This is a genomic window from Bartonella sp. W8151 (genome assembly GCF_016100385.1).
GTDB classification, from domain to species: domain Bacteria; phylum Pseudomonadota; class Alphaproteobacteria; order Rhizobiales; family Rhizobiaceae; genus Bartonella; species Bartonella apis.
Genome location: NZ_JACFSO010000003.1, coordinates 475525 through 500206 on the forward strand (window position 1 = coordinate 475525; position 24682 = coordinate 500206).

Here is a 24682-nt window from a genome sequence, read left to right on the forward strand (position 1 = left end):
ACTCGAACGAACGTATCGGACAATAAATATTGGTTGCTAAACCAACAAACACAAATCTTGACGGCAATATTAGACTTTTTGTTCCGCCACTGTTTAAAAGTTTTAACGTTCAGATCTTAATTTGTTACTCACTGTCGAACTTCAATTGCTTGAGCCAGAGAGACGAATTCCTCTACATCTAGCGTTTCTGCGCGGCGGGTGCCATCAATTCCGGTTTGTTCCAATAGAGCTTCTCCACCAAGCGATTTGAGACTTTGACGGAGCATTTTTCGTCTTTGTCCGAATGCCGCTTTGGTAACCTTTTCGAGGCTCTTTATTGTGCAGGGCAGGGGATTATCATTGGGAATAATGTGAACGACCGATGACGTTACCTTCGGTGGCGGTGTGAAGGCTTGCCGCGGAACATCAAAGGCAATCCGCGCATGTGTGCGCCAGCCGGCAAGAACTGCCAGACGACCGTAATGTGGCGTACCTGGAAGTGCTACAATGCGTTGCGCAACCTCTTTTTGGAACATCAGCGTCATGGATTCATAAAAAGGTGGCCAAGGCTCAATCGTAAGCCAGCGGATTAAAAGTTCGGTACCGATATTATAGGGAAGATTGGCGACGATCGCAGGTTTTTTCCCGCTTTTGAAAAGGCTTTCAAAATCTTGCTCTAGGGCATCCCCTGATATGATTTTGAGTCTTTCGGGATACACATTGGAAATTTCGTCAAGTGCAGCAAGGCAGCGTGTATCACGTTCAATAACTGTAACGGTAGCGCCTTTTGAAAGTAGGGCACGTGTGAGTCCTCCTGGGCCAGGCCCGATTTCCAATACGTCTCTGCCCTTTAGATCACCGGCCTGACGGGCAATTTTCGCGGTTAAATTAAGGTCAAATAGGAAATTCTGGCCAAGAGATTTTTTTGCACTGAGACCAAAAGTTTCTATAACTTCTCGCAGAGGTGGAAGAGAATCAATTGACATGATGGTGAGAATTTTTAGCGAGGTTATCGGCAAGTGTTAATGCAGCGATAAAACTTTCCGGCGAAGCTATTCCCTTTCCGGCTATGTCGAATGCCGTTCCGTGGTCGGGAGAGGTCCGGATAAACGGAAGCCCCAAAGTAACATTGACAGTGTCGTCAAAGCCGATTGTTTTAACAGGTATTAACGCTTGATCATGATACATACACAAAGCGACATCGTAATTTTTGCGTGCACGTGCATTGAACATAGTGTCAGAAGGAAGTGGACCAATCACCTTTATTCCACGAGAACGCAAAATATCCATCGCCGGTTTTATGACGGTTTTTTCCTCAATCCCCATAGCTCCGCCTTCACCGGCATGCGGATTAAGACCGGCTATTGCAAGTCGCGGATTTTTTATCGCAAACCGTTCGGATAAGTCATAGGCGACGATAATTGCTGTTTCGACCAGCAATTCTTTGGTCAAAGTGCGAGGAACTTTCTCTATCGCAATATGGACTGTGACCGGAATGGTTTTTAATTGCGGGCCCGCAAGCATCATAACGGGTTGATAGTGTTTATCATTGAGCTTTTCCGCTAGATCGGCCAAAAACTCTGTGTGTCCCGGAAAGTGAAAACCCGCATCGTAAAGAATTTTTTTAGCTATTGGACACGTGACTAACGCTGATGCCTTTTTATCATGGACATAATGGACGCCACGTTCAATCGCTTCAATAATTCCGGCAGCGTTTTTTGATGAAGGTTGGCCGGGCACGGCCGATTGACGGTTATATAACGGAACAATGGGAAAAGAATCTTCAAATTCTTCCGACACATCGTCTCCTTCGACGATTGCCGTACGAACATCCATATTCAATAACGAAATAGTTTTTTCGACAATGTCGGCATCGGCCAGAACAAAGAAAGCCGGTACACAGCGTGAATGGCGTTGTTGCCAAGCTTTCAGCGCAATTTCCAATCCTATTCCGGCAGGATCACCACTGCTAACGGCAAGCGAAGACATCAAGGATTTTCAATGCGGGCCTTTTCCCGCAATTCCTTGACATATTTCGCACTCAAATCTTCAGCCTTTTTATCACCGGATTTCTCGTTATCCTGAATGGTGAAGACCAATTGTGCAACCTTATCATCCGAAACTTTTTTAATGTTGCATACAGCAAGGGCTTCAACACCTCTCGGCGTTTCTTGTGGCGGGGTCATGCGACCGGCTGGTGTTGCCTTGACGGACTTTTCCCATTCTTCCGGTAATTGGGGCTCGAGAACCCGACCGAGATTGCGGATTGTAACATCAATCATACCGGTTGCTTGCTGTTTAAGGTTCGCACAACCGGAAAATTTCGACCGGAAGAGTTCTGCATCCTGTTTGCGTTTTCCTAATATCGCACTACGTCGATTATTAGGAACGACGAAAATCACCTGTTGCAATTCATATTCGTTGGCAGTCGGTTTCACGCCACCATTTTTGAGCATACGCTGTACCGCCTCCTGTTCGGTGATTATTCCACCTTCGGCACGGTAACGGGCACTTACAAGACGCCCCCAGCCCATCTGGACCCGGATATAATTTTTAAAATGGTCAGCGGTTACACCAGCTTTTCCAAGCATATCTGTGAGTTGGGCCACCGTCATATGATTACGCTCGGCAAAGCCGTTGAAAGCTTTGTTGACCTCATCGTCGCTAACATCAATATTCCGCTTTTTCATTTCGACGCGTTTAAGCATCTCTTCGATGAGTTCATCTTTGGCTTGCGAAGTTAAATTACCGGTCTTCCTCTGTAATTTCAGGAAGGCAGCGCGCCTTTGAATATCATAATTGGTAATTGCGTTACCATTGACAATGACGGCGACAGCTGTTTGAGCCGAAGCTTCTGCCTGCGGTGCTCTTGGTGCACAAAAGGCATTGCTGTGTAAAAAAGTTACGCCCATGAGCGACGCGATACATAATGCCAATGAGCTATTTTTCATGTTTTTCATTGTTCTAAGCTTCCGCTTTTCGCCAAATATTCTCAATAAATAATCTTTTATCGTTCTTATCACAACAACAGCAATTCACCAAAAGCTACGTGCTTTGGCATCAAACTGTTACATGGCTTTGCCAATGTCCGCCACAGTACGGAAGGATAACAAGAATCCGAATTTATGACTTGGTTCATTTTCCCAAGGATTGCGTGTTTGTTGGTACCCAAGGTTAAACCCGAAACATTCGTCAAGATAATTCAAACCTGTGCCCAATCTCACGAATGTATCGGAAACAAGGTCGTAACTCGAATTGGCATGAATCGACCAATGATCGGTAAATTTATAGTTGCCATAGAGACTGACTTCTTGACGATCCTGCGCATAACCATAATCCGGCTGGCTTTCGATATAAGCATATTGTGAAGAAAGCGATACCCGTTTCCACGTTTGTGAAGCCTCTACCTCGCCACGCCGGATTGAACCCGTTTCATCATCAAAACGACCGCGCGAGGCAATGGCAAAGCCATGTTCATTACTTGCACCGATCATCGCAACATAGTCGGAACGTGCACTTTCAAGTCCGGAATCGGACCCAACACTGACAAAATCTTTTGCATTGAAAGAATTTTTGCCGAAAAGCTGGAAGGATTGGCCAGCCAAGCCATAGAGTGACCATCCATTATTAAAGTTACCCGAATATCTCAGACCGACATTCGAACGTGTTCCGCCTTCTGCACGGTCATAACCGGAAAACTTGTCGCGTTCAAACAATGTTGTGGCATCAAAGACAAAGCTTTGAGCATCTTCGTTGGGAAGGCGACCGGTATATTGTTCATTATTGCGAATGAAAATCTGCGCAATAGGCTCGATGACATGGGTGGAATTACCGGCGGTAAAGAGCAGAGGATAACGCAAATCCAGTCCAGCGGTCGCAATGCCACGGAACGCACCGGATTCGATATCCATCTTGCTATAGCTGCCATCTGCCATATAGCCACCATATTCACCGTGGGCATCGGTACCGATACCATCACCGCGCAAAGCCAGAATTGGGGTGAATACCAAGCCACCTTGACTGATCAGACTTCTTTTCCATTCAACATCGGAGGTTAACCGGAAATCGGTACCGGACATACCTGCGAGTCTGGCCGTATTAAGCGGACGTCCTTGCCAATCTGCAAAGGCAAAATCGGCTTTGTCGCGATAGATCGATTGCAAATTCGTGTGGAACGTAAACTCGCCGCCATAAACTGCCTCGTCAGGAGTAAATGAATAGTCGATGCGCGGAAGAACCCATGGTTGGCGTGTGTAACGTTCCGAAGGATTGTCTTTAAGCATCGAATCCTGCACTTCGAAATGATAAAAACGCATATCGAAGTAGTTACGTCCGGCTAAACCATTCAAATAGATCTGCGAACGGAATACATCGTTTTTGTAACCTTCAAGATCATAGGTGCGGCTGAAATTTCTATCCGATTGGGCTAAAATATTCCAACCATAGGTCCAGCTCGAATTGATCCGGAAATCGCCTTTGGTCGCAACCATATAACGATTGTCATTGACGCTATCGATTGAATCATGATCGAAGTCATCAGGGTTTACCTGATAAATATGGGCAAAACGGATATTATAACTACCTGTTTCGAGACGGTGGCGCCATTCACCTTCTGTCAATAGCCCCTGATTGGTATAGCCGGTGGCCGAAAGTGTAAAATCATAGTTAGGCGCCAGATTCCAGAAATACGAATTGCGAATCCCCAATCCAAGATCATTTGTATAGACAAAATTAGGCGTTAAAACACCGGTTTTGCGTTTAACTGTGGGATCGGGCATTTCGAAGACAGGAAACCACGCAACCGGCATACCGAAAAATTCGAAATGGCTATTTTCGAACCGCATTGTTTTGGTTGCGCCGTTCCAGATGATTTTCTTGGCTTTTATCTGCCATAAGACATCACGATCGGGTTTATAATAGCAAGGCTCGCAGGCAGTATAAGCACCCCGGTTGAATACGGTCATTTGACCGCCACTACGCTCGGCACTCACCGCTGCAAAACGCGTGTTATCAGGTGTTTCAGCTCTTAGAGAATTGACAAAGCCTTCCCCCAAGTCATCTGTCATATCAATTTGCTGGGAATAATATTTGCTGCCGTCAGGTTGAACAACTTCAACATCGCCTTCTGCCAGAACGCGATTCGTTTTTTGGTTATAGACAACTTTGCGGGCGACGATTCGGTTACCATCATATTCGATCTGCACATTACCCTGAGCCGTGACCGTATTGGCGTCACGATCATAGACAAGTTCGTCTGCTGAAAGCAACATACGTGCATTGGGATCAGTTTTATGAGTGGCAGTCATGGCACTGAAGTCTTGGGCCGAAGCAACGTAATACGTGCTTAGTCCCAAAGAGCACCCCAATGCGGTTCCGAGTGCCAAAGCCCTGAGGCTGTTTGAAATTTTCATTCCACTTGTCAATTGTCTCACCTAGCCATCCTCTTTATGCAACAAAAAGGATATACCAAAAAATAACGCAATAACAACCGGCACCCAAGCAGCAATGACAGGGGGCACGTAAGCCGCCTTGCCAAAAGCTTGCACAAGAACCGTAACTACATAAAGCACGAACCCGGCAATGATTCCACCCAAAATCATTGTACGTGATTGACCAAACCTTACAAATTTTAATGTAACAGTTGCTGCGATCAATGTCATCGCAATAAGAAGAGCAGGAAGTGCAATCAGAGATTGCAACTGCATATCGAAGGAATTGGCAGAATATCCGAACGATCTTGCGATCTCTATTTTTCTGGGCAAATCGTAAAAAGGAATACTCGCTGGATCAGCTAATTTTTCTTCAACAAATTCCGGTCTCAGATTCGTCGGAACTTTTAATTCAGTATAGTTTTCAGGCTCATGGCTGGCTCTATAGCGGGCTCCGCTTTCGAGCACCCAATAGCCGTGTGTAAGATGCGCGCGTGTGGCGTTGAGCCAATCTTTGATTGTCTCGTCGTCATTATATTCGACGAAGGTTGCGTCCAACAATGTCAAGCCGCCATCAGCTGTGGCCTTTGTACCTATGGTTGTAACACCATAATCGGTTCGCTGCGTTAACCATGGAATACGTTCGTTGTCCACAGTTGTCTCGATGTTCTTACCTTTCCATTCGGAAAGTATTTTTTCCGATTGTGATGTTCCCCAGGCAGCAATGGGGTTGACGACGATAACTCCGAAAAGACCGAATAAAAAAGCACCGAAACATAAAGGCGTGAGAAACTGCCACGCCGAAACGCCAATGGAACGGGTGACAACAAGCTCCATTTTCCTGTTCAGCGCAATCAATGTTGCCATGGCCGAAAACAACGCAACAAACGGGAACAATTGTTGCATATTAAACGGAATGCGCAGCGCCGATATGGCAAGTGCACCGAATGGTGAATAACCGGGTAATCCCGCAAGCCGCCCTGCGTTGATTGTGAAGTCAATAAGCAGAGAAAGAATAAAAATTCCCAGCAAGAAATAGATAGTCGTTTTCACATATCTGAGAAAGAAATAGCGTCCTAATGTCCAACCAATCATGATGCACCTCCGTTTACATCAGATTGTTTGTGACGAAATATTTTGTTCCTTAGCCTCTTTATGGCAGTCGACAGTTTGTCGCCAAATTGATCGGGAAGCGTCATTTTACGATTCGTTATAAACAGGAACGCGATAAAAGCGCAAATTCCGATCGGCAATATATAAAGAAGCGGAATATATCCAAGGTCATTGTCTGCGCGGTCGCCGAAGAAATATCCCACAGCATAAACCACCAGAGAAAGTGAAATTGCCGAAAATGATGCGGAAATGCGTGCCTGACGTTGTGAACGTGCGTCACCGGCTACAGCCAAAGCAATCAAAGCAAAAACAATCGGGTAAAGCCAATCGGTAAAGCGGCGATGTAACTCGGCGGTATATTGCAATGGCCGTCTCTGATAGTAGGTATCGTTGGCATCAGGATGGAAAAGATAAACAAGGGGCCGATCCTTCGGGAAAATCGTTGGCGTTCCATCGCTTGCAGTAAAATCGCTAAGATTGAACGTGTAAGAACCGAATTTTATGATCGACACACTCCCTGCTTTATTGTCACGCCTTTGTACTTCACCATTATTCAGGACTAGAAAATCTCCATTGTCATTGCTGACAACCGAACCATTGACCGCATAATAGTAAAGATCTGTCGCAGGATCGCGCTGATCGGCAATAAACAGCCTACCAATTGTTCCATCGTCATGACGTTCGCCAATCTCCATATAAAGATTGTCCGTTAATTCGCGAAAATTTCCTTCTTGTATGAATACATTGATGAGGTCGGAATGTGTGGTGGCCATCATTTGACGCATTGTGATGCGCGCTTGCGGACTGACAAAGTTGGTAATGATAAATGAACAAACGGCTGCCAAAACTGCAAGTATCAGCACCGGTTTCCATACTGTACTGCGAGGTGCACCCGAAGCATTGATAACAACCAGTTCCGAATCCTGATTCATTGTTGACAAAGTTTGAGCTATCGCAATGACCAGCGCAAAAGGAATAACAAGCGGAATGACCGAGGGAATGAACAGGGAAGAAAACTGCAAAATGGTGAAAACCGTTTGCCCGCTTGTTGTCAGAAAGTTGATTCTCGACAGAACTTGCACGGTCCAGCTTATACCGACAGCGGCAAGAAGGACTGCTGCAAACAGAACGAAAACGCGCCGAAGGATGTATAGTTCAATAATGCGCATTGGTGGAAAATACATCCTCACTATCAAAATTCATGACATCAACGATTCCGGGAAGCGGGATTTCCTTGTTATGCCGTTTTATTCCTATTTTCTCTCAAATATCACGACGACTCTAACAAGAGGCAAAAAAAAATAGTTAACCGCTTCTTAACATTTTTCTTTTGCCACAAGTGGTAGTTAAGTTGCAAGATGATAAAAGACATCTTGCAGTGTCGGTGACAAAAAAATAGATTTTAGTGCTGACAGGTCACACTACGCTTATAAGTTCGATTTTTTTAAAAGCTGAATAATCGGATTTTCCTGACTGTCAAATTTTATACCGCCAATTGGCAGGAGTTTTTTGAATGCAAAAAGATATTTTGATTGAAAGCAGTACTGTTTCTGCGCCGAAAAAAGCGACTGTTCTTGTACTTGTCAACGACAAAAGGAAAACGACTTTTGAAGTCGAAAAAATGATCGGAAAAGCCTTGATCGAACGGATAATATCGGTGCGGGGCTTCAAAGGCGAGAAGCTTGAAATTGCAGACGAAGTTTGTGACGGCAAGAAAGGTTTTGATCGTTTGGTTCTTCTTGGTATTGGCGATACCGAAAGTCTTTCAGGTGATGATTGGGTAAAAATAGGCGGTGCGGCCTTCGCATCACTCAAAGATACCGATGGCGCTGACATTTATCTCACTGTTGCCGGTGAAAAATTAAAAGACGAAAATATTCTTGATTTCGTTTTAGGATTGCGCCTGCGCAATTACACATTTGATGAATATAAAACCGCTTCAACATTAAAAGAAACAAAATCGAAGCCTGTAAAGTTCATGATCCAGCTTGAGGATGCAAAAGCCGGTAAAGCGCTCTTTGAAAGGGCCAATTCGCTTGCTGATTCAGTTCTTCTGGCACGTGACCTCGTCAATCAGCCTGCCAATATTTTGGGAACCAAGGATTTTGTCAAGGAAGTCGAGAAGCTTGAAAAGATCGGTGTTAAAGTCGAGATTCTTGACGAAAAAGATATGAAAAAATTGGGCATGGGGGCACTGCTTGGCGTGGCACGCGGCTCTAAACGTCCACCTTATCTTGCGATTATGCAGTGGCTAGGTGGAAAAGCCAAAGATAGGCCACTGGCATTTGTCGGAAAAGGTGTGGTTTTCGATTCTGGTGGTATCTCGTTAAAATCTAGTTCAGGTATGGAAGGGATGAAAGGGGATATGGGCGGTGCTGCAGCCGTTACCGGCCTTTTGAAAGCAGTCGCGTCCCGAAAGGCAAAAGCCAATGTCGTCGGTGTTATCGGCCTCGTCGAGAATATGCCTGATGCAAACGCACAACGTCCGGGTGATATTGTCGTATCGATGTCGGGACAGACAATTGAAGTTGTCAACACAGATGCCGAAGGGCGTCTGGTCCTTTCGGATGCGTTATTTTACACCAAGGAACGTTTCAAACCGCAAATAATGGTTGATCTTGCAACATTGACCGGTGCCATTATGGTGGCTCTCGGCAGTGAACATGCAGGACTTTTCAGTAATCAGGATGAATTGGCTCGCCATCTCCTGAATGCCGGGCTTGAAACCGGAGAAAAACTTTGGCGGATGCCATTGAGCAAGACATATGACAAGCTTGTAGATTCAAAAGTTGCAGATATGAGAAATAGTTGCGGTCGCCATGCAGGTTCCATTACGGCAGCGCAATTTCTGCAACGTTTTGTGGGCGAAACCAATTGGGCTCATCTTGATATAGCAGGTACTGCAATGGAAGCGCCCTTGAACGAATACAACCAGTCCTGGGCATCCGGTTTCGGTGTTCGTTTGCTTGATCGGCTGATCAGCGACAACTACGAGGCCTGAAGTGGCAGAAATCCTTTTCTACCATTTGACCCAATCCATGCTTGACGACGCCCTGCCGGGGCTCGTCGAGCGTTCATTGGCGCGGCAGTGGAAAGTAACCATTCAATTTATGACCGATGAACGGCGCGATGCGATGGATTCCTATCTTTGGGTCTATTCCGACGATTCATTTATCGGACACGGAACGGAACGGGATAAATATCCTGAATTGCAGCCGGTTTATCTCACGTTGGGCGAAGAAAATCCGAACGATTCGCAAGTGCGATTTATGGTTGAAGGGGCAAACTGTTCCAACCCGGAAAAATATGAACGCCTTGTTGTGATGTTTGATGGTCGTGATCCGGAACTTCTTGCGGAAGCGCGAAAACAATGGAAATCCTATAAAGAACAAAATCATCAATTGACCTATTGGCAACAAACCGAAGACCGTCGTTGGGAGAAAAAAGCCTGATGCGTATAACTCCCGTTATTTTGATTTTTATTGGTCTTGCAGGTCTGATCTATCCTGAAAAATTTATCGAGGGTGGTTCGGGAGGCGGACGGTGGGTCTTTGTCATCATCATCGCGCTTGGCGTTTGGACAATTTTACGAGCGTCGAGAAAAAATCGCGAATGATGAACTTCAGGCGATTATCACTTCTTATCTGGGCTGTTCTTGCGGGAGTTCTTATCACTTCATGGATCGGTTCAACGCGCTTGTTGTCAGGCACTTTTCATATCGAAAATATTACCTTTGCCGCCAATGTTATTTTTATCTTTACAACAGTTCTGGCGGCAATTTTACTTCATCTGGTTTTACCGAAGGTTATGCCAAAAAAAATAGCAGTGATAACGTTTTTGCTACCACTGCTTGTTTTACTAGCTTTGCTTGTTTGAACTCGCGTTTCCTCAACGGGAAATTTCTTTATCGGTAAAACCGACAAAACAGGTGAGAGAGATAAACGAACACAATAGCAGATAATAGCCGATATAGGCGGTGCCAAAGTTTTGGACGAGTGTCTCGGCGATATAGGGAGCAAATGAAGCTCCAACAATGCCGGCGAGGTTGAATGTCATTGATGCGCCGGTATACCGTATCGTCGTGGGGAAGGGGGAGGCAAGTGCCGCACCGATTGGTCCGTAGGTTAGGCCCATAAGACCGAGGCCGACCGCCGAGAGAATAAAACTTCCGAACACACCTGCATCAAGAAGATAGGGCATGGAAAAAGAGAACAGCCCGATAAATATTGTGACCCATATCATCAAAGTGCGGCGACCGATACGGTCGGATATTTTTCCAGAAAAAGGTATAAGAAGACCGAAGAAGACGGCACCGACCATCTGGATTTCGAGAGCTTGGCCGAAAGTGAGGTTAAGATGGTGGGTTGAATAGGATAACAAATATGCACTGCACAGGTAGAACAACACAAATGTCGTCATGCCTGCAAAACTGCCGAGGAAAAGTGCACGCGGATATTTAACGAACACATCAATCAGGGGGACTTTTACACGCTCAGCGTGTTCAACTGCCTTTTTGAATTCCGGCGTTTCACTAATCGACAATCTTACCCAAAGACCAATGATGACCAGAATGATGGAAGCGATGAATGGGATACGCCATCCCCATTCAAAACGTTGGCTTTCACTCAAAAAATTCCACATGAACCAAAATGTACCGGCAGAAAGGATTAATCCCGCAGGCGCACCAAGTTGCGGAAACATAGCATACCAGCCGCGTTTTTCCTTAGGAGCATTCTCTGTTGCCAGCAAAACGGCACCGCCCCATTCACCGCCCAATCCAAGGCCTTGGCCGAAGCGGCAAAGTGTAAGCAAAAGGGGGGCATACCAGCCGATTGTTTCATAAGTCGGTAGAAAACCGATGAGAACAGTTGAAATGCCCATTGTCAAAAGCGCAGCAACCAACGTCACTTTTCGCCCCAATTTATCACCATAATGCCCGAAAATAATCGAGCCTAAAGGGCGAGCAAAAAACGCTGCCGAAAAAATGGCAAAAGAACTTAAAAGTGCGACTGTCGGATCGCCTTTCGGGAAAAACAGCACTGGAAAAAGAAGTGCTGCTGCCGTTGCAAATACATAGAAGTCGAAAAATTCGATTGTTGTGCCAATCATGCTGGCAAGCAAAATCTGTGTAATCGAATTTTGATGATCGATATTTCGCTCAATAGTGACCGTTGACATGAATAGAAAATCTCCGCCCAAAAATCGTAATGATATTTTAAAAATAGTTTATAACGATTATAAAAATTTCAGAACGCTGTCGAGTCCGGTTCACTAAAATTCTCGTGAATAATGTATGACGACTTATTCAGATAGAAAAAAGAGTAAAATGAAAACTTTGCCTATTGGTGTTTTTACGATATTTGAATGAAAATAAAAACAGGCTGGTGTCTAGAATAAAAATAGTAAAACGATATATTTTTAAAAATATAATCCTGATGAAATAATTTTTAAAAAATATTTATATGCGGATTATATATTACAGATATGTCTGATAAATTTATATTATATCGTAATACAATATAAACTATTAGAAAATTATTTTTAAATAAATTTTTTATAAAATGGATATAGATAATAATAAAAAAAGAATTTTACGGAAATTATAACAACTTTAAAATAGTAGTCCGCGGACAAAGTAGGTCGGGATAACAGCAAATTGCCTCACACGGTGTTCATTAAAGGTCAATAAACCAAGGCATTCGTCATGAATGTGCGGGAGAAAATCGTGGCTATTCAAAGCAATTATCTATAAAGTCCTTATATAGCTTTTATTGGATGGCATCCTCATATTCGGCACTCATTTTAAGCCACCGACTTTCGGCATCTTCAAGTCGGCCTGCAGCATCGGCACGTTCTTTTGCAAGTTCGGCACCTTTATCAGGAGACTTTGAAAAAAGATCCGGCGCAGCAAGTTCGTTATCAAGACGAGCAATCAGTTTTTGTAACCGGTCTATTAGTGCCTCTGTATCGGTGATTTGTTTTTTAAGTGGAGCCAATCCGGCACGTTTTTCAGCGTTGGCTTTGCGTTGTTCATTTTTCGATTTCTGGGGAGCTGCGCGTTTTTCTTCCTTAACGGTGGCTCGTGATTTCGGGAGCCCCAATATGTCGTTACGATAATCATCCATATCACCTTCATAGGGATGCACAGTTCCGTTACGCACAAGCCAAAGCCGGTCTGCTGTCGCTTCGATAAGGTGTCGGTCGTGAGCAATCAGAATGACTGCTCCCTCGAAGTCGTTGAGCGCCATAACAAGCGATTCACGGCTATCAATGTCGAGGTGATTGGTCGGCTCGTCAAGAATAAGCAGATTCGGGCCTTCGAATGTGGCAAGCCCCATGAGCAAACGGGCTTTTTCCCCGCCGGACAGCTCTTTGGCTTTTGTCATCATCTTTTCGGTTGATAACCCCATGCGTGCCACAGCAGCGCGGATTTTTGCTTCCGGTTCCTTCGGCATCAGTCTGCGCACATGTTCGATCGGGTTTTCCTCCGGTCTCAAATCGTCAAGCTGATGCTGGGCGAAGAATGCTACTTTCAGATTGGGTGAGACTGTCATCGTTCCAGTCTCTGCTTTAAGACGGCCAGCCAGCAATTTTGCAAGGGTAGATTTTCCGTTACCGTTTGCCCCGAGAAGCGCAATCCGGTCATCATTGTCTATCCTTAGGTCAAGGCCTTTCAATACAGGTTTTCCCGGCTCATATCCGACATCGACTTTTGACAGCGCAATGATTGGTGATGCAGCTGTCTTTTCCGCCGAGGGAAATGAAAAAGGTTGCACATGTTCATCCTGCCAAACGCTGATAGGTTTCAGCTTCTCCAATGCTTTCAACCGTGATTGCGCTTGTCTTGCTTTGGTCGCTTTGGCACGGAAACGGCGGACAAAATCTTCCATATGTTTGCGATGGGCTTCCTGTTTGGCTGCCTGCTTCTGCTGGAGTTCTTTTGTTTGAGCATGTTGGCGTTCGAATTGGTCATAATTTCCGCGCCAGAGAGTGAGTTTTTTGTTTTCAAGATGTAGGATCGAGGTTGTTGCGCTGTTCAACAGTTCCCGATCGTGACTGATAACAATGACCGAATAGGGGTAACGACGTACATATTCAATAAGCCAGAGTGTACCTTCAAGATCCAGATAGTTTGTCGGTTCGTCAAGCAAAAGAAGGTCGGGTTCGGAAAATAGAACCGCTGCAAGCGCGACACGCATGCGCCAACCGCCAGAAAAAGACGAAGCGGGGCGCTGTTGTGCTTCTGCATCAAATCCCAGTCCTGATAAAATGCTAGCGGCACGTGCTTCGGCAGAATGCGCACCGATGTCGCTAAGACGCGTATGGATTGCAGCAATTCTCATCGGGTCGGTTGCCGTTTCAGCTTCCTTTAACAATCGAGCCCGTTCTTTGTCTGCTGCGAGAACTATTGAAATGAGCGAATCCTCGGTTCCGGGGGCTTCTTGTGCGACTTGACCAATGCGGGTATCTTTCGGAATGGTAACATCGCCGGTTTCAGGAGCGAGTTCCCCCATAATGACGCGAAAAAGCGTTGACTTGCCAGCTCCATTATGGCCGACAAAGCCGGTTTTTGCTCCGGTAGGAAGCGTGGCGCTGGAATGGTCAATCAGAAGACGTCCAGCGAGCCGGACTGTGATATCGTTCAAAATCAACATGACGTCAGGCTTTTGCATAGGTTTTACAGTGAACGCAAGCAAAATCGTTTCAATTGCCGGTTAAAAATCCTGTTATTACGACAGTAAAATAATCACGGCTGAAAAATGATAGAATAATGGAAAAAATGTATCTCGGCGGGAAACGGGTTTCACTTGGCAAAAGCCGGTTATACGGTTATAGAGACGCAACTGAAAATATATTTATGAAGGTGGCAAAATGGCTATAGAACGCACTTTTTCAATGATTAAACCTGATGCAACACGCCGTAACCTTACGGGTGCTATCACAAAAATGCTTGAGGAGGCGGGCTTGCGGGTTGTTGCTTCCAAGCGCGTATGGATGAGCTTACGGGAAGCAGAAGGCTTTTATGCTGTCCATAAAGACCGCCCGTTTTTTGGTGAATTGACTGAATTCATGTCATCCGGCCCCACCATTGTTCAGGTGCTTGAAGGTGAAAATGCGATTGCAAAAAATCGTGAAATTATGGGCGCCACAAATCCTGCCGATGCCGCGGAAGGCACAATTCGCAAAACTTTTGCTTTGTCTATTGGTGAAAACTCCGTTCACGGCTCGGATTCACCAAAAACAGCCAAGGAAGAGATCGCCTACTGGTTTTCCGGTACAGAAATTGTTGGCTGATCAAAGTTTAAGACATCAATAGAATTGAAAAGCCCGGTCAAAAACCGGGCTTTTTGTTTCATCAGGATACTTTTTTAATTGCAAATATTCATTCGCGTAATTTATTGGCTTTGGTTATTTTATCTATCTTCAATAAGTCAAAGTTCCGGCACAAGGCGAGCAACATAGTTGCCATTTTCATCCTTTAAAATAAGGCGTCCCAAATCGTCGAACATGTAAGCCTTTGCCTTTGCAAGCATTTCAATAAAGCGGTTTTCCTGTTGGGAAATGGCTTCTGCACATGCCATAAAAGTCATTGCAGGCGGGTCAAAAGCAATAGCCTCTGCATCACTGTCGATGAAGACGGATGTCGTATATCGGTTACAACCGCCGCTACCTGTTATCCGGTATTTTGGTAGGCCTGCAGCTTTTTTGTCTTCAGCCTTGTCTTCAATCGCAAGGGTCAGATGCGAGTTATCAATTACTCCGGTTCCGAACATATCCTCCACTTTCCACTCGTGGCCGGCAATTGTTGTTGAAACCGGTTTCGGCGTTGTTGTCGATTGGCTGACCATGCCCAAAACGAGTTCGTAATGGGCATTTTTATCTTCCGGAGTGATCGGCTTTCTTTCGTCGCTTACGAACCACAAAATATCACCGACGGCGATGCGCGCCTGAAGAGCATATTTGTGCTGGAGATTGATATTGGCCGGGTCAACCGGAAGGTCAAATTCTATAGGCACCGAACCATCCGGTTGTTGCGAAATTTCCGCCACAACTGGAAATGGCCCATCTGGATTTGTCACATCAACGAGTTGAATAATAAGATAGGCGTGTTGGGGAAGCTCGATGCGCTGCAGATAGGTGACATCGCCATGAATAGTCAATTTTTCTGATGCAGCACTATAGGCGGGAACGATGGTGTTCATCATAACCGCCGGTAATGCGACAAGATAAACGCCCGCCAATGCCGTCGCGCCAAATGTAAAAGCCGCAAAGATATTTCGTTTCATAAATCGATGTTACCCTTGTTGAAAATGGATAGTTCAATGGACAAAACCGCATTTAACGGAACCTTTTTGCCAGTTGACCGAGCTTCAACACTCCTTTTTATAAGTATGTCGTTTTTTCCGGAAAAAAATAAGGCATTTTCCAACACGATCCCCTGAAATCTGTGGTTAAATTTTGATTATTCCAACGATCGGATGTTTTATAAAAACAATAAGCTCACAAAAATGTGCCCTTTTGTGAATTTGCTATCATTTTGTTTTTTCTTCATCTTGTGATTTTTTTTGCCATCTCGCTTTTGTAAGAACATCCGTCTTTTTTGCTTCAACCCAGTTTTGCGGCGTACCATCGACGAGATGTTCTTTTTTCCAGAACGGAGCTTCGGTTTTCAGAAAATCCATAATAAAGTTTGCAGCATCAAAAGCTTCCCGCCGGTGAGGGGAGGCGGTGACAACCAGAACAATCTGTTCGCCAACCTTGATTGTCCCGAAACGGTGAATGACGGTAACTCCATTTAATGACCACCGTTTCGAAGCATCGTTAACAATCTCTTTAATGCGTTTTTCGGCCATTCCGGGGTAATGCTCGATTTCAAGAGCAGAAAGGCGCCCACCTTCGCTCCGGCATAATCCACAGAATGCAACAATACCGCCGATTGATGGTGAAAGGCTGCGGATATGCTCTACCTCTCTTCCCATATCAAAATCTTGCGGCTGGACAGCAATTTTGCATTTCATGGTTCAACCACCCGTCATTGGCGGAAAGAGTGCAATTTCATGTGCTTTTCCAATGAGGCTATCATGGTCGACATGTTCTTCGTCGATAGCCACGCGGATGAGCTCCGGCTTTTCCAGAGCAAAAGCATAATTTTCCCCGAGAGTTTTGAGATAGGAGAGAAGATCGTCGACTGTTTTGACGTTTTCCGGCAATTCAAGAGTTTCTTCTCCGCGACCGATACGTTCGCGAACCCAGGCAAAATATTGTAATTTCATGCGTATCCTTTAATCAATCACGTGTTTAAGACCTGCACGGAAGTAATCCCAGCCAGTCCATAAAGTAAGAATAGCGGCGACCCACAACATGACAAGTCCGAATTCGGTTGCATAAGGAATAACTTTGTCACCGGCAGGGCCGGCAAGCAGAAAAACAATGGAAAACATTTGAACTGTCGTTTTCCATTTTGCGAGCCTCGAAACCGGCACGCTTACTTTGAGCGAGGCCAAATATTCACGCAATCCTGAAACGAGAATTTCTCGACAGAGAATGATAATTGCAGCCCAGAGAGCCCAACCGGCGATTGTACCATCGGCAGCAAGCAAGAGAAGGCAAGCCGAGACAAGAAGTTTATCGGCAATCGGGTCGAGCATACGACCGATGTTCGAGGTCTGTTTCCAGATGCGAGCAAGATAGCCGTCGAAAAAGTCTGTAATGGAGGCAACCACAAATATGACAACCGCCCACCACCTTGCGGTGTCGGTCGATTGCAGACGGCCTTCCACAAAAAAGCACAAGACAACAAGCGGAACAGCAATAATGCGTGCATATGTAAGGATATTTGGCAACGATAAAGTATGGTTTTTCATTATGCCGTAATCAATCCTTTTAACGTCTTAGGGCTGCTTAAAATAAAAAGCAAAGCGGCCGATCGGGTGAACTTTAAAAAAGGCAATCAAACATGCCATTTCCAACGAAGGGCATATTTGTTGAATCAAGATCCTTATATAAATTAGCGATAGAATCGGCAGAAACAAGCATTATCTTTCATTAAAATAATCATGGATTTGTTGTGCTGTTGCCGCCGATATTCCTTCGACTTTCATTAAATCTTCCACTGCTGCACCGGCAACGGCTTTTGCAGTTCCGAAATGGCCAAGCAAAGCACGTTTACGCGCCGGACCGATGCCTTCGACTTCGTCGAGCGGATTTTTCATCATTTCTTTTTTACGTTTTATGCGGTGGGTACCGATGGCAAATCGGTGTGCTTCATCACGCAGGCGTTCAAGAAAATAAAGCACAGGGTCGCGCGGTGGTAACATAAAAGGTGGACGACCGGAGATAAAGAATCGTTCTCTTCCTGCCTCGCGATCAACACCTTTTGCAACGCCGATAGCAGTGACAACATCATCGATGCCTAGTTCTCTCAGCATTTCGTGCACGACTGTCATCTGGCCTTCGCCGCCGTCAATCAGTATAATATCGGGCCAGGCCGGAAAACTGTCGTCATTGCCAGCAGTATCATCGGCTTGAGGAGCCGGTATACCATGTTCTTTGATGAGCCTTTTGAACCGCCGGTCGATAACCTCCTTCATCATACCGAAGTCATCCCCCGGTGTAATATCGGTCGAGCGGATATTGAATTTTCTATATTGATTCTTGATGAAACCTTCGCGACCGGCAACGATCATGCCGCCCACCGCATTCGTTCCCATGATATGCGAGTTATCATAAACCTCGATACGGCGGGGTACTTTTTCAAGGCCGAAGGTTTCAGCAACCCCTTGCAACAATTTGTCCTGTGTCGAAGTTTCAGCGAGCCTACGTCCCAAAGCTTCACGTGCATTGGTTAGCGCATGTTCAACCAGTGACTTTCTTTCACCTCTTTGCGGCACAGAAATTGTGACTTTCCGCTCGGCTTTTTCGGAAAGGGCTGTGGCAAGCAATTCTTCCTCTTCGACATGGTCAGAAAGCAGAATAAGTTTCGGGACCGGTTTGTCATCATAAAATTGGGCAAGGAAAGCTCCGAGCACTTCGGGAGCAGAAATTGAAGGGTCAGCTTTGGGAAAATAGGAACGATTTCCCCAATTCTGTCCGGTTCTGAAGAAGAATACCTGAATGCACGTCATTCCGCCCTGCTGGGCGATAGCAAAAACATCCGCTTCTTCAACTGTTTGCGGGTTGATTTCCTGATGCCCCTGAATATGGGACAGGGCCGACAAACGATCGCGATAGACGGCAGCCCTTTCAAAGTCGAGTTTGTCGGCCGCTTCCCGCATGATTTTTGCCATATTGTCTTGAATAGCCTGACTTTTTCCCGAAAGAAATGCTTCCGCCTCGTCAACAAGTTTCATGTAATCGGCGTCGCTGATTTCATGTGTGCAAGGCGCTGAACACCTTTTGATCTGATAGAGCAGGCAGGGTCTCGTACGTGATTCCATGACAGAATCTGTGCATGTTCTGAGTAAAAACGCCCTTTGCATGGCGTTGATTGTTCTTGTGACTGCACCGGCAGACGCAAAGGGTCCAAAATAATCACCTTTACGAGACCTTGCACCACGATGTTTATAGATAGCAGGAGCGCGCGTATCGCGCGTAATGATAATATAGGGAAAGCTTTTATCATCGCGAAGCAGAACATTAAAGCGCGGGCGCAACCGCTTGATAAGATTGGCTTCCAGAAGAAGAGCTTCGGTTTCTGTGCTGGTGACCACAAATTCCATGTAATGGGTGGCTCGTATCATGCGCGCAATACGGTTGTTGTGCCCATGCCCACGCGCGTAATTCGACACGCGTTTTTTTAAATTCCGCGCTTTGCCGACATAAAGAACGTTACCATCCTTGTCGAACATCCGGTAAACACCCGGTTTATTCGGCAAATTTTTTACAAATTCCTGAATGAGCGGTGCACCGGTGAGCTTCAGATCATCATTTTTGAAGCCACCCTTATCCCAGATAATATCAGGGGTGAGCGACGCCGAATTGTGATCTTCATCCGATTTCGCTTCCTGATTTTTAGCGGCCTCAGTGTTTTGTTCGTTCAAGGATTTCATAATTATTCAATTCGTCCTGCAATATCGGGCGTTTGCCACATAAGATGCTGGCCGCCATCTAAAGCAATCATTTGTCCGGTTATTGACGTTTGCCACCAAAAATAACGTATAGTTGCGCCAAATTCGGACAATTCCGGTCCGTGTTCAAGCAAAACAGAACGCGCCTGTCTTAAAAAATCTTCTTCTTTCTGCCTTGGACTTTTTAGTGTTGGTCCCGGACCAATAGCATTGACACGGATACGCGGTGCAAGTGCCTGAGCCAGAGTTTTGGTCAATGTCCAGAGTGATGACTTGGATAAGGTATATGACAAAAAATTGGGATTAAGCTTTAAAACGCGCTGGTCAATAATATTGACAATTAATCCTTTCAAATTGTCCGGCAACAGAAAAAACATGCGGTCAGCCAAGAGAGCAGGGGTTTTCAGATGGATTGAAAAATGTTTATCCCAGACATCCATATCAAGTGCGCCAATGTGGTCATCAAGAAACAGAGAGGCATTGTTGACAAGGATTTCAACCGGCTGTCCCATCTTCTCAGTCACCGTTTCCAAAAGGCCTTTGCCATGCGTTTCCAAAAGATCGGATTGGAAAGACAAAGCTTTGGCTCCGGAAGCTTCGAGTTTGTGCACGAGCGCGTCGGCTTCATTTTTCCCTTCATTATAATGAATCGCGAGATCGAAACCATGTTTTGCCAAATCAAGCGCCATTGCGGCGCCTAAACGTTTGGCACCGCCTGTAATCAGAACAACAGGACGCCTCTTTTCCATTTGATCAAACAGTTTCCGTTGACAATTTTTTGTAACGCCCGAACTCTCGACAAGTTCGAACCTTTACAATCCAAAATGGCGATATTTTCTGCTGAAATCAAGGTTTGTAAAATCACAAAAAATCACGCTTCCGCATGGAGAAAAGAATATTCGACTATATGTCTCAAAATGCGTCCATAGCACATTGATCTAGATGGAATGCTGCTTTAATCAACAGATGAAGGCATAACTAAAGCGACTTGGAAAATGGCCCCTCATAAAACTAGGTCAAAAGGCTCGAAAAAAGCTCACCTGACTGCTTGCAAAGCATTGTTTTTGCATCCAAAATGATCTGACGGTCAGCTGCATCCATTTTTGTCTCGGTTTCTGTAGATTGGCTGTTGTCAAATAGATATTTTTTAAATGAGATTTCTTGTAAAAGCTCTTTCCAAATAAAATAGCATTTTTTGAGTGAAACCTGTTCCATAAGCTGAAATCAACAACTCCGGATTGCGATTGCATCTGGATGAGTGAGTTTATACGACGAACATCTATTTTTTAGGAGTGATGCCCTTCTTATTCATCCGGATAAAATTTATCCTGTTCTCGTTGAAGCAAATCCTCAATGCCGAATTTTTGGCTAAAGGAAATACTTCTTAACAAGATTGCAGAATTAATCGCTTAAAAACCGGCCATACGACGTGGCATTCCATTTTCGCTTTCTGAGGTGGCTATAAAAGTGATGTTGCTTACCGTGGCAGAGTTGTTGAAATTACTATACCGGTAGGTATCAATCTCCTTGATTTCACCTGAAAACTGCTTCTAACCGGAAATTATTGCATTAGTAGTGATTGCAATGGCTTGTAAATGAAAGGGCCAGCCCCACGAATTTGCCAAAAGCTATTACTTCAATGTCAGCCGAAAACTATCTTATCCGCTCTCGATAATCTTGAGACCAAGCAATAAAAAATCGATAACGCATTGGAAATGAAAAGATAAATGGCTAGCTTATCTATTATTTGACAGCCCGACAGTTACCGTCCTGAATTCGCCATTTGTCGAAACCTTCAACACAGAATTCGACATTATAGCCACTCACACCGGTGAAGCCTTGGCCGTATTCTACCATATAATAAAGAGGATAACTTGATCCGTCATTCATAACTGCTGTAGCGCGACAAAATTGACGGGGGATATTAAGCTTTGTTGCCGGATTTTCACCCCGTGCCATCGTTATATCTTTAACTTGTTCGATACGAACGTCCGGTAACCTCGGAACATTACGAACTTCGTGACGGAACTTGTAACCAATTTCCCATAAAGTACGTTTATAACCACACACTCCGGCATCGTTGACTGAAGAAGCTTGCGAACGATGGGCTAATGATGCCGCCAAATCGGCTGCTGTTGCAGAATTCACGCAGGCATAGAAGCCAAGCCCGAAAACCGAGAAAGACAAAACTTTGCGAAAACTTGCGTTAAAGAACGATGACTTTTGCATGATTATTCCACATTGACCATTTCTGGGCTCAATATGTTTCATTGTCTCAAATCCGTCAAGGTCAAACAGCTTCACCATTTATCCATTCGTTGATTAATTGTGCATGTTTGTCCACGCCAAGGCGCTCAAGCAAAAATGCTTTGAGCTTGTTCATTTCTTGGGGCAACACATAAGGTGGATTGACAATAATCATACCACACCCGTCGAGTCCCGACATTTCCGAGCGTTGTTTAATTCTAAGCTCCAGTCGCAAGATTTTCGGTATCGAAGTGCTTTTCAACTCGTTCATGAACCAATTGAGTTCATTATAATGTTTGACGGGATACCAGAGAGCGTAGATTCCGCCGGAAAAGCGCTTGTATGCTTTCTCGAGACCTTCAATAAGCCGTTCGAATTCGTCTGTTTTTTCAAATGGCGGATCAACCACGATGAGTCCGCGCTTTTCTTTTGGTGGTACGTGGGCACCAAGCGCAAGATATCCATCAAGATGGATGATACGGGCCTGATAATCGCCGGCAAAATTATTAGCCAATTTCCTATAATCAGCTTCATGGAGCTCTATTGCCGTTAACCGGTCCTGTTTTCTCAAGAGCTTCCGTTCGAGGTAAGGTGAACCCGGATAGCGGGTCAATTCGCCTTTTTCGCCATTAAGTCCAATGACCACATCAAGCCACGGCTTGATGAGCAATTCGATTTCGGATTGAACCGGCCGATCAAGGATGCGTCCGATACCATCAATCCATTCACCGGTTTTTTGTGCCTCATCCGAAGAAAGGTCATAAACGCCGATCCCTGCATGTGTATCGATCACACGGAAAGCATGGTCTTTCTTTTTCAAGTATTCGATGATGCGGGCGATAATGATGTGTTTGAACACATCGGCAAAATTGCCCGCATGATAGATATGACGATAATTCATTATTTTGTTCTAACCGTTTCTGATATCAGCCGAGGCCGATTTTATGCGGCAAAACAACAGCACGGGTTCCCACCGGCACACGACTATAAAGATCGATAATATCCTGATTGAGAAAACGGATACATCCCGAAGATACCCGCTTGCCGATTGACCAGGGTTCGACTGTTCCATGCAAACGGAAAAGTGTGTCTGTTCCGCCCCTATAAAGATAAAGGGCGCGAGCACCCAGCGGATTGCCGGGGCCACCTTTCATGCCATCAGTCAGATGGCCATATCTTTGAGGCTGCTTTTGTACCATGCTTGAAGTCGGATGCCATGTTGGCCATACCGCTTTGCGACCGATTATTGCTTCCCCCTGAAAATCGGCAGCGGCCGACCGCGCAACACCGACGCCGTAGCGCATGGCGCGTCCTTCCGAAAGCACAAAATAGCAGAAAAAGTTGGTTGGATCGACGACAATAGTTCCAGGCTTATAAGGCATATGGAACGCCACTTCATGGCGCAAATATTCCGGATTGATGCGGCTTGTATCAACAGCGTTCACTGGGAAACCGTTATCGGTCGTAGCCGCATACATGGATGCGTATTTTTCGTTTACCGGATATTCGCCGTAACTAACCCTCTTCTTTTTGGGCGTAACCTTCGGCTTTGCCTTGTGTCGCCTTATAACATAGGTCGTTGTCGTTACCGGCTCGCCGGTATCAATCGGAACCATTTTGGGTAAAGGATGGCGAAAAGTACAACCGGCAAGGAAAAGCGGTGCCGAGAGAAGGAAAAAGCGTCTGTTCATTTTAAAGATCTCGATAGCCCGGACAGACCGTAAGATTATTAAGCAAATTTTGGTCCGTCGTAATTGGAAAAAGCAAATATCCTTCAATAGGTTTGATGAGCAGATAAAAGAAAATGGACATCGACTCTTTTCTGCAAATCAATTTTTGTGTGGGAAGCTTTTAACACAAAATTAACCTGACTTGATAGAGGTCTTTGAATCTGGTTTTCTAATTTTTTTGAATTAACTCGGATTTCTATTCATAAACTTCCCCTTTATCGGCTTGTTGACCGGAAAGTATGCCATATGTCGGGCGTGATGGTTTTACTTGTGCTTTTGGCGGCATTGATGCACGCACTGTGGAGCGTGGTTTTGAAATTAACCGGTGATGCGAAGACCAATATTACGGTTTTCATGGCGGGTTCTTCTATCCTCGCGCTTGCAGGTATTCCTTTTCAATCCTTGCCGTCACTTGCAAGCCTGCCGTTTTTGCTCATTTCAGTCTTTGTGCAGGTCGTCTATATGATGCTTGTCGGAATCGTTTATCAAAAAGGCGATGTTAGCCAGTCTTATCCGGTGATGCGCGGTGTAGCACCGCTTTTCGTTGCACTCTTTAGCGGGCCTATTCTCGGCGAAAAATTATCAATCGTAGCTTGGTGCGGTGTTATTCTTATCTCGTCGGGAGTACTGACCTTGGCGCTTGAAGCGGTTAGACGCAGCGATAAAATTGGGCCCTCCATCATTCCACTTTCTTTGCTCACGGCTGCTTTTATAACTTTATACACTCTGCTTGACGGGATAGGCGTCAGACTATCGGGTGCACCGGTTTCCTATATTTTATGGATATTTTTTCTGATCGGCTGGGTGAAAGTTGTTTTTGAACTTTTCAATCATAAAACACGTCAACCATTTTTGAGCCACTTTCAACGCTATTGGTTTATCGGTCTTGTTGGCGGATTTTTGTCGCTCGGATCTTATGGCCTTGCACTTTGGACAATGACAAAGTTGCCTGTAGCGCTGGTTGCCGCTTTGCGCGAAAGCGCGATAGTCTTTGCTGTTATTTTATCCTATCTCGTTTTGCGTGAACATGTGAGCCTCTCGCGTTTTATTGCCTCGATCATCATTGTTATTGGCGTCATTGCTGTAAGACTAGCCTGAAAATTGTAAAATTGCTAAA

The 24682-nt window shown here is 45.1% G+C and carries 23 protein-coding genes; 6 read left to right on the top strand and 17 right to left on the bottom strand.

What is annotated here, in order from left to right:
- Positions 1-128: 128 nt before the first annotated feature.
- From rsmA to lptF, 6 genes are all read right to left on the bottom strand, one after another.
- Entirely contained in the window at positions 129-965 is an 837-nt protein-coding gene (rsmA, locus tag H3V14_RS07510; protein WP_198227693.1) for a 16S rRNA (adenine(1518)-N(6)/adenine(1519)-N(6))-dimethyltransferase RsmA, read from the bottom strand.
- Entirely contained in the window at positions 955-1968 is a 1014-nt protein-coding gene (gene pdxA, locus H3V14_RS07515) for a 4-hydroxythreonine-4-phosphate dehydrogenase PdxA (RefSeq protein ID WP_198227695.1), read from the bottom strand. The genes rsmA and pdxA overlap by 11 nt, the downstream gene beginning before the upstream one ends.
- On the bottom strand, positions 1968-2939 hold the full coding sequence (locus H3V14_RS07520; RefSeq protein WP_075870037.1) for a peptidylprolyl isomerase: 972 nt from the start codon (positions 2937-2939) through the stop codon (positions 1968-1970). Before H3V14_RS07520 ends, pdxA begins: the two co-directional genes overlap by 1 nt.
- 108 nt (positions 2940-3047) lie before the next feature.
- On the bottom strand, positions 3048-5411 hold the full coding sequence (locus H3V14_RS07525) for an LPS-assembly protein LptD (protein ID WP_371809450.1): 2364 nt from the start codon (positions 5409-5411) through the stop codon (positions 3048-3050).
- Positions 5412-6503 (bottom strand): LPS export ABC transporter permease LptG, encoded by a 1092-nt coding sequence (gene lptG, locus H3V14_RS07530; RefSeq protein WP_198227697.1) that lies wholly within the window; start codon positions 6501-6503, stop codon positions 5412-5414. It lies immediately after the preceding gene.
- Positions 6500-7690 carry an LPS export ABC transporter permease LptF gene (gene lptF / locus H3V14_RS07535; RefSeq protein WP_198213080.1) on the bottom strand — a complete coding sequence of 397 codons (1191 nt, stop codon included), beginning with the start codon at positions 7688-7690 and terminating at the stop codon, positions 6500-6502. The genes lptG and lptF overlap by 4 nt, the downstream gene beginning before the upstream one ends.
- A gap of 344 nt (positions 7691-8034) precedes the next feature.
- On the opposite strand from lptF, the gene H3V14_RS07540 reads away from it, so the two are divergent.
- Genes H3V14_RS07540 through H3V14_RS07555 form a run of 4 tightly spaced genes read left to right on the top strand, consistent with a single transcriptional unit; the run spans position 8035 to position 10397 of the window.
- The gene (locus H3V14_RS07540; protein ID WP_198227699.1) at positions 8035-9522 is read left to right on the top strand and encodes a leucyl aminopeptidase; all 1488 of its coding nucleotides are present in this window, start codon (positions 8035-8037) and stop codon (positions 9520-9522) included.
- A 1-nt stretch (position 9523) separates the two neighbouring features.
- Complete coding sequence (locus tag H3V14_RS07545; protein WP_198227701.1) at positions 9524-9973, top strand: DNA polymerase III subunit chi; 450 nt, start codon at positions 9524-9526, stop codon at positions 9971-9973.
- Complete coding sequence (locus H3V14_RS07550; RefSeq protein WP_178391784.1) at positions 9973-10137, top strand: hypothetical protein; 165 nt, start codon at positions 9973-9975, stop codon at positions 10135-10137. The genes H3V14_RS07545 and H3V14_RS07550 overlap by 1 nt, the downstream gene beginning before the upstream one ends.
- Positions 10134-10397 carry a hypothetical protein gene (locus tag H3V14_RS07555; RefSeq protein ID WP_143238515.1) on the top strand — a complete coding sequence of 88 codons (264 nt, stop codon included), beginning with the start codon at positions 10134-10136 and terminating at the stop codon, positions 10395-10397. Before H3V14_RS07550 ends, H3V14_RS07555 begins: the two co-directional genes overlap by 4 nt.
- Before the next feature lie 12 nt (positions 10398-10409).
- Here the strand turns inward: H3V14_RS07555 and H3V14_RS07560 are convergent, their stop codons facing one another.
- Positions 10410-11699, bottom strand: a complete 1290-nt coding sequence (locus tag H3V14_RS07560; protein WP_198213074.1) for an MFS transporter — start codon at positions 11697-11699, stop codon at positions 10410-10412.
- A 590-nt stretch (positions 11700-12289) separates the two neighbouring features.
- A complete protein-coding gene (locus H3V14_RS07565) occupies positions 12290-14176 on the bottom strand; it encodes an ABC-F family ATP-binding cassette domain-containing protein (protein ID WP_198227871.1) in 1887 nt (628 codons plus the stop codon).
- Positions 14177-14393: 217 nt separating this feature from the next.
- On the opposite strand from H3V14_RS07565, the gene ndk reads away from it, so the two are divergent.
- Positions 14394-14816, top strand: a complete 423-nt coding sequence (gene ndk, locus H3V14_RS07570) for a nucleoside-diphosphate kinase (protein ID WP_075870029.1) — start codon at positions 14394-14396, stop codon at positions 14814-14816.
- Between the two features lie 137 nt (positions 14817-14953).
- Here the strand turns inward: ndk and H3V14_RS07575 are convergent, their stop codons facing one another.
- The 9 genes from H3V14_RS07575 to H3V14_RS07615 form a co-directional block, all read right to left on the bottom strand.
- Positions 14954-15808 (bottom strand): YbaY family lipoprotein, encoded by an 855-nt coding sequence (locus tag H3V14_RS07575; protein WP_198227703.1) that lies wholly within the window; start codon positions 15806-15808, stop codon positions 14954-14956.
- Between the two features lie 246 nt (positions 15809-16054).
- On the bottom strand, positions 16055-16540 hold the full coding sequence (locus tag H3V14_RS07580; RefSeq protein ID WP_198227705.1) for a molybdenum cofactor biosynthesis protein MoaE: 486 nt from the start codon (positions 16538-16540) through the stop codon (positions 16055-16057).
- 3 nt (positions 16541-16543) lie between these two features.
- Positions 16544-16795 (bottom strand): molybdopterin converting factor subunit 1, encoded by a 252-nt coding sequence (gene moaD, locus H3V14_RS07585; protein ID WP_075870026.1) that lies wholly within the window; start codon positions 16793-16795, stop codon positions 16544-16546.
- Positions 16796-16804: 9 nt separating this feature from the next.
- Positions 16805-17389 (bottom strand): CDP-diacylglycerol--glycerol-3-phosphate 3-phosphatidyltransferase, encoded by a 585-nt coding sequence (gene pgsA, locus H3V14_RS07590; protein WP_178391796.1) that lies wholly within the window; start codon positions 17387-17389, stop codon positions 16805-16807.
- Between the two features lie 168 nt (positions 17390-17557).
- Positions 17558-19570 carry an excinuclease ABC subunit UvrC gene (gene uvrC, locus H3V14_RS07595; RefSeq protein ID WP_198227707.1) on the bottom strand — a complete coding sequence of 671 codons (2013 nt, stop codon included), beginning with the start codon at positions 19568-19570 and terminating at the stop codon, positions 17558-17560.
- 2 nt (positions 19571-19572) lie between these two features.
- Positions 19573-20337 (bottom strand): SDR family oxidoreductase, encoded by a 765-nt coding sequence (locus H3V14_RS07600; RefSeq protein WP_198227709.1) that lies wholly within the window; start codon positions 20335-20337, stop codon positions 19573-19575.
- A gap of 994 nt (positions 20338-21331) precedes the next feature.
- A complete protein-coding gene (locus H3V14_RS07605; protein ID WP_198227711.1) occupies positions 21332-21817 on the bottom strand; it encodes a hypothetical protein in 486 nt (161 codons plus the stop codon).
- 61 nt (positions 21818-21878) lie between these two features.
- The gene (locus tag H3V14_RS07610; protein WP_198227713.1) at positions 21879-22736 is read right to left on the bottom strand and encodes a 23S rRNA (adenine(2030)-N(6))-methyltransferase RlmJ; all 858 of its coding nucleotides are present in this window, start codon (positions 22734-22736) and stop codon (positions 21879-21881) included.
- 25 nt (positions 22737-22761) lie between these two features.
- Positions 22762-23526, bottom strand: coding sequence for a L,D-transpeptidase (locus tag H3V14_RS07615; RefSeq protein ID WP_198227715.1), 765 nt, complete (start codon positions 23524-23526; stop codon positions 22762-22764).
- Between the two features lie 285 nt (positions 23527-23811).
- Between H3V14_RS07615 and H3V14_RS07620 the strand changes: the two genes are divergently transcribed.
- Positions 23812-24663 carry a DMT family transporter gene (locus H3V14_RS07620; protein ID WP_198227717.1) on the top strand — a complete coding sequence of 284 codons (852 nt, stop codon included), beginning with the start codon at positions 23812-23814 and terminating at the stop codon, positions 24661-24663.
- Positions 24664-24682 lie beyond the last annotated feature (19 nt).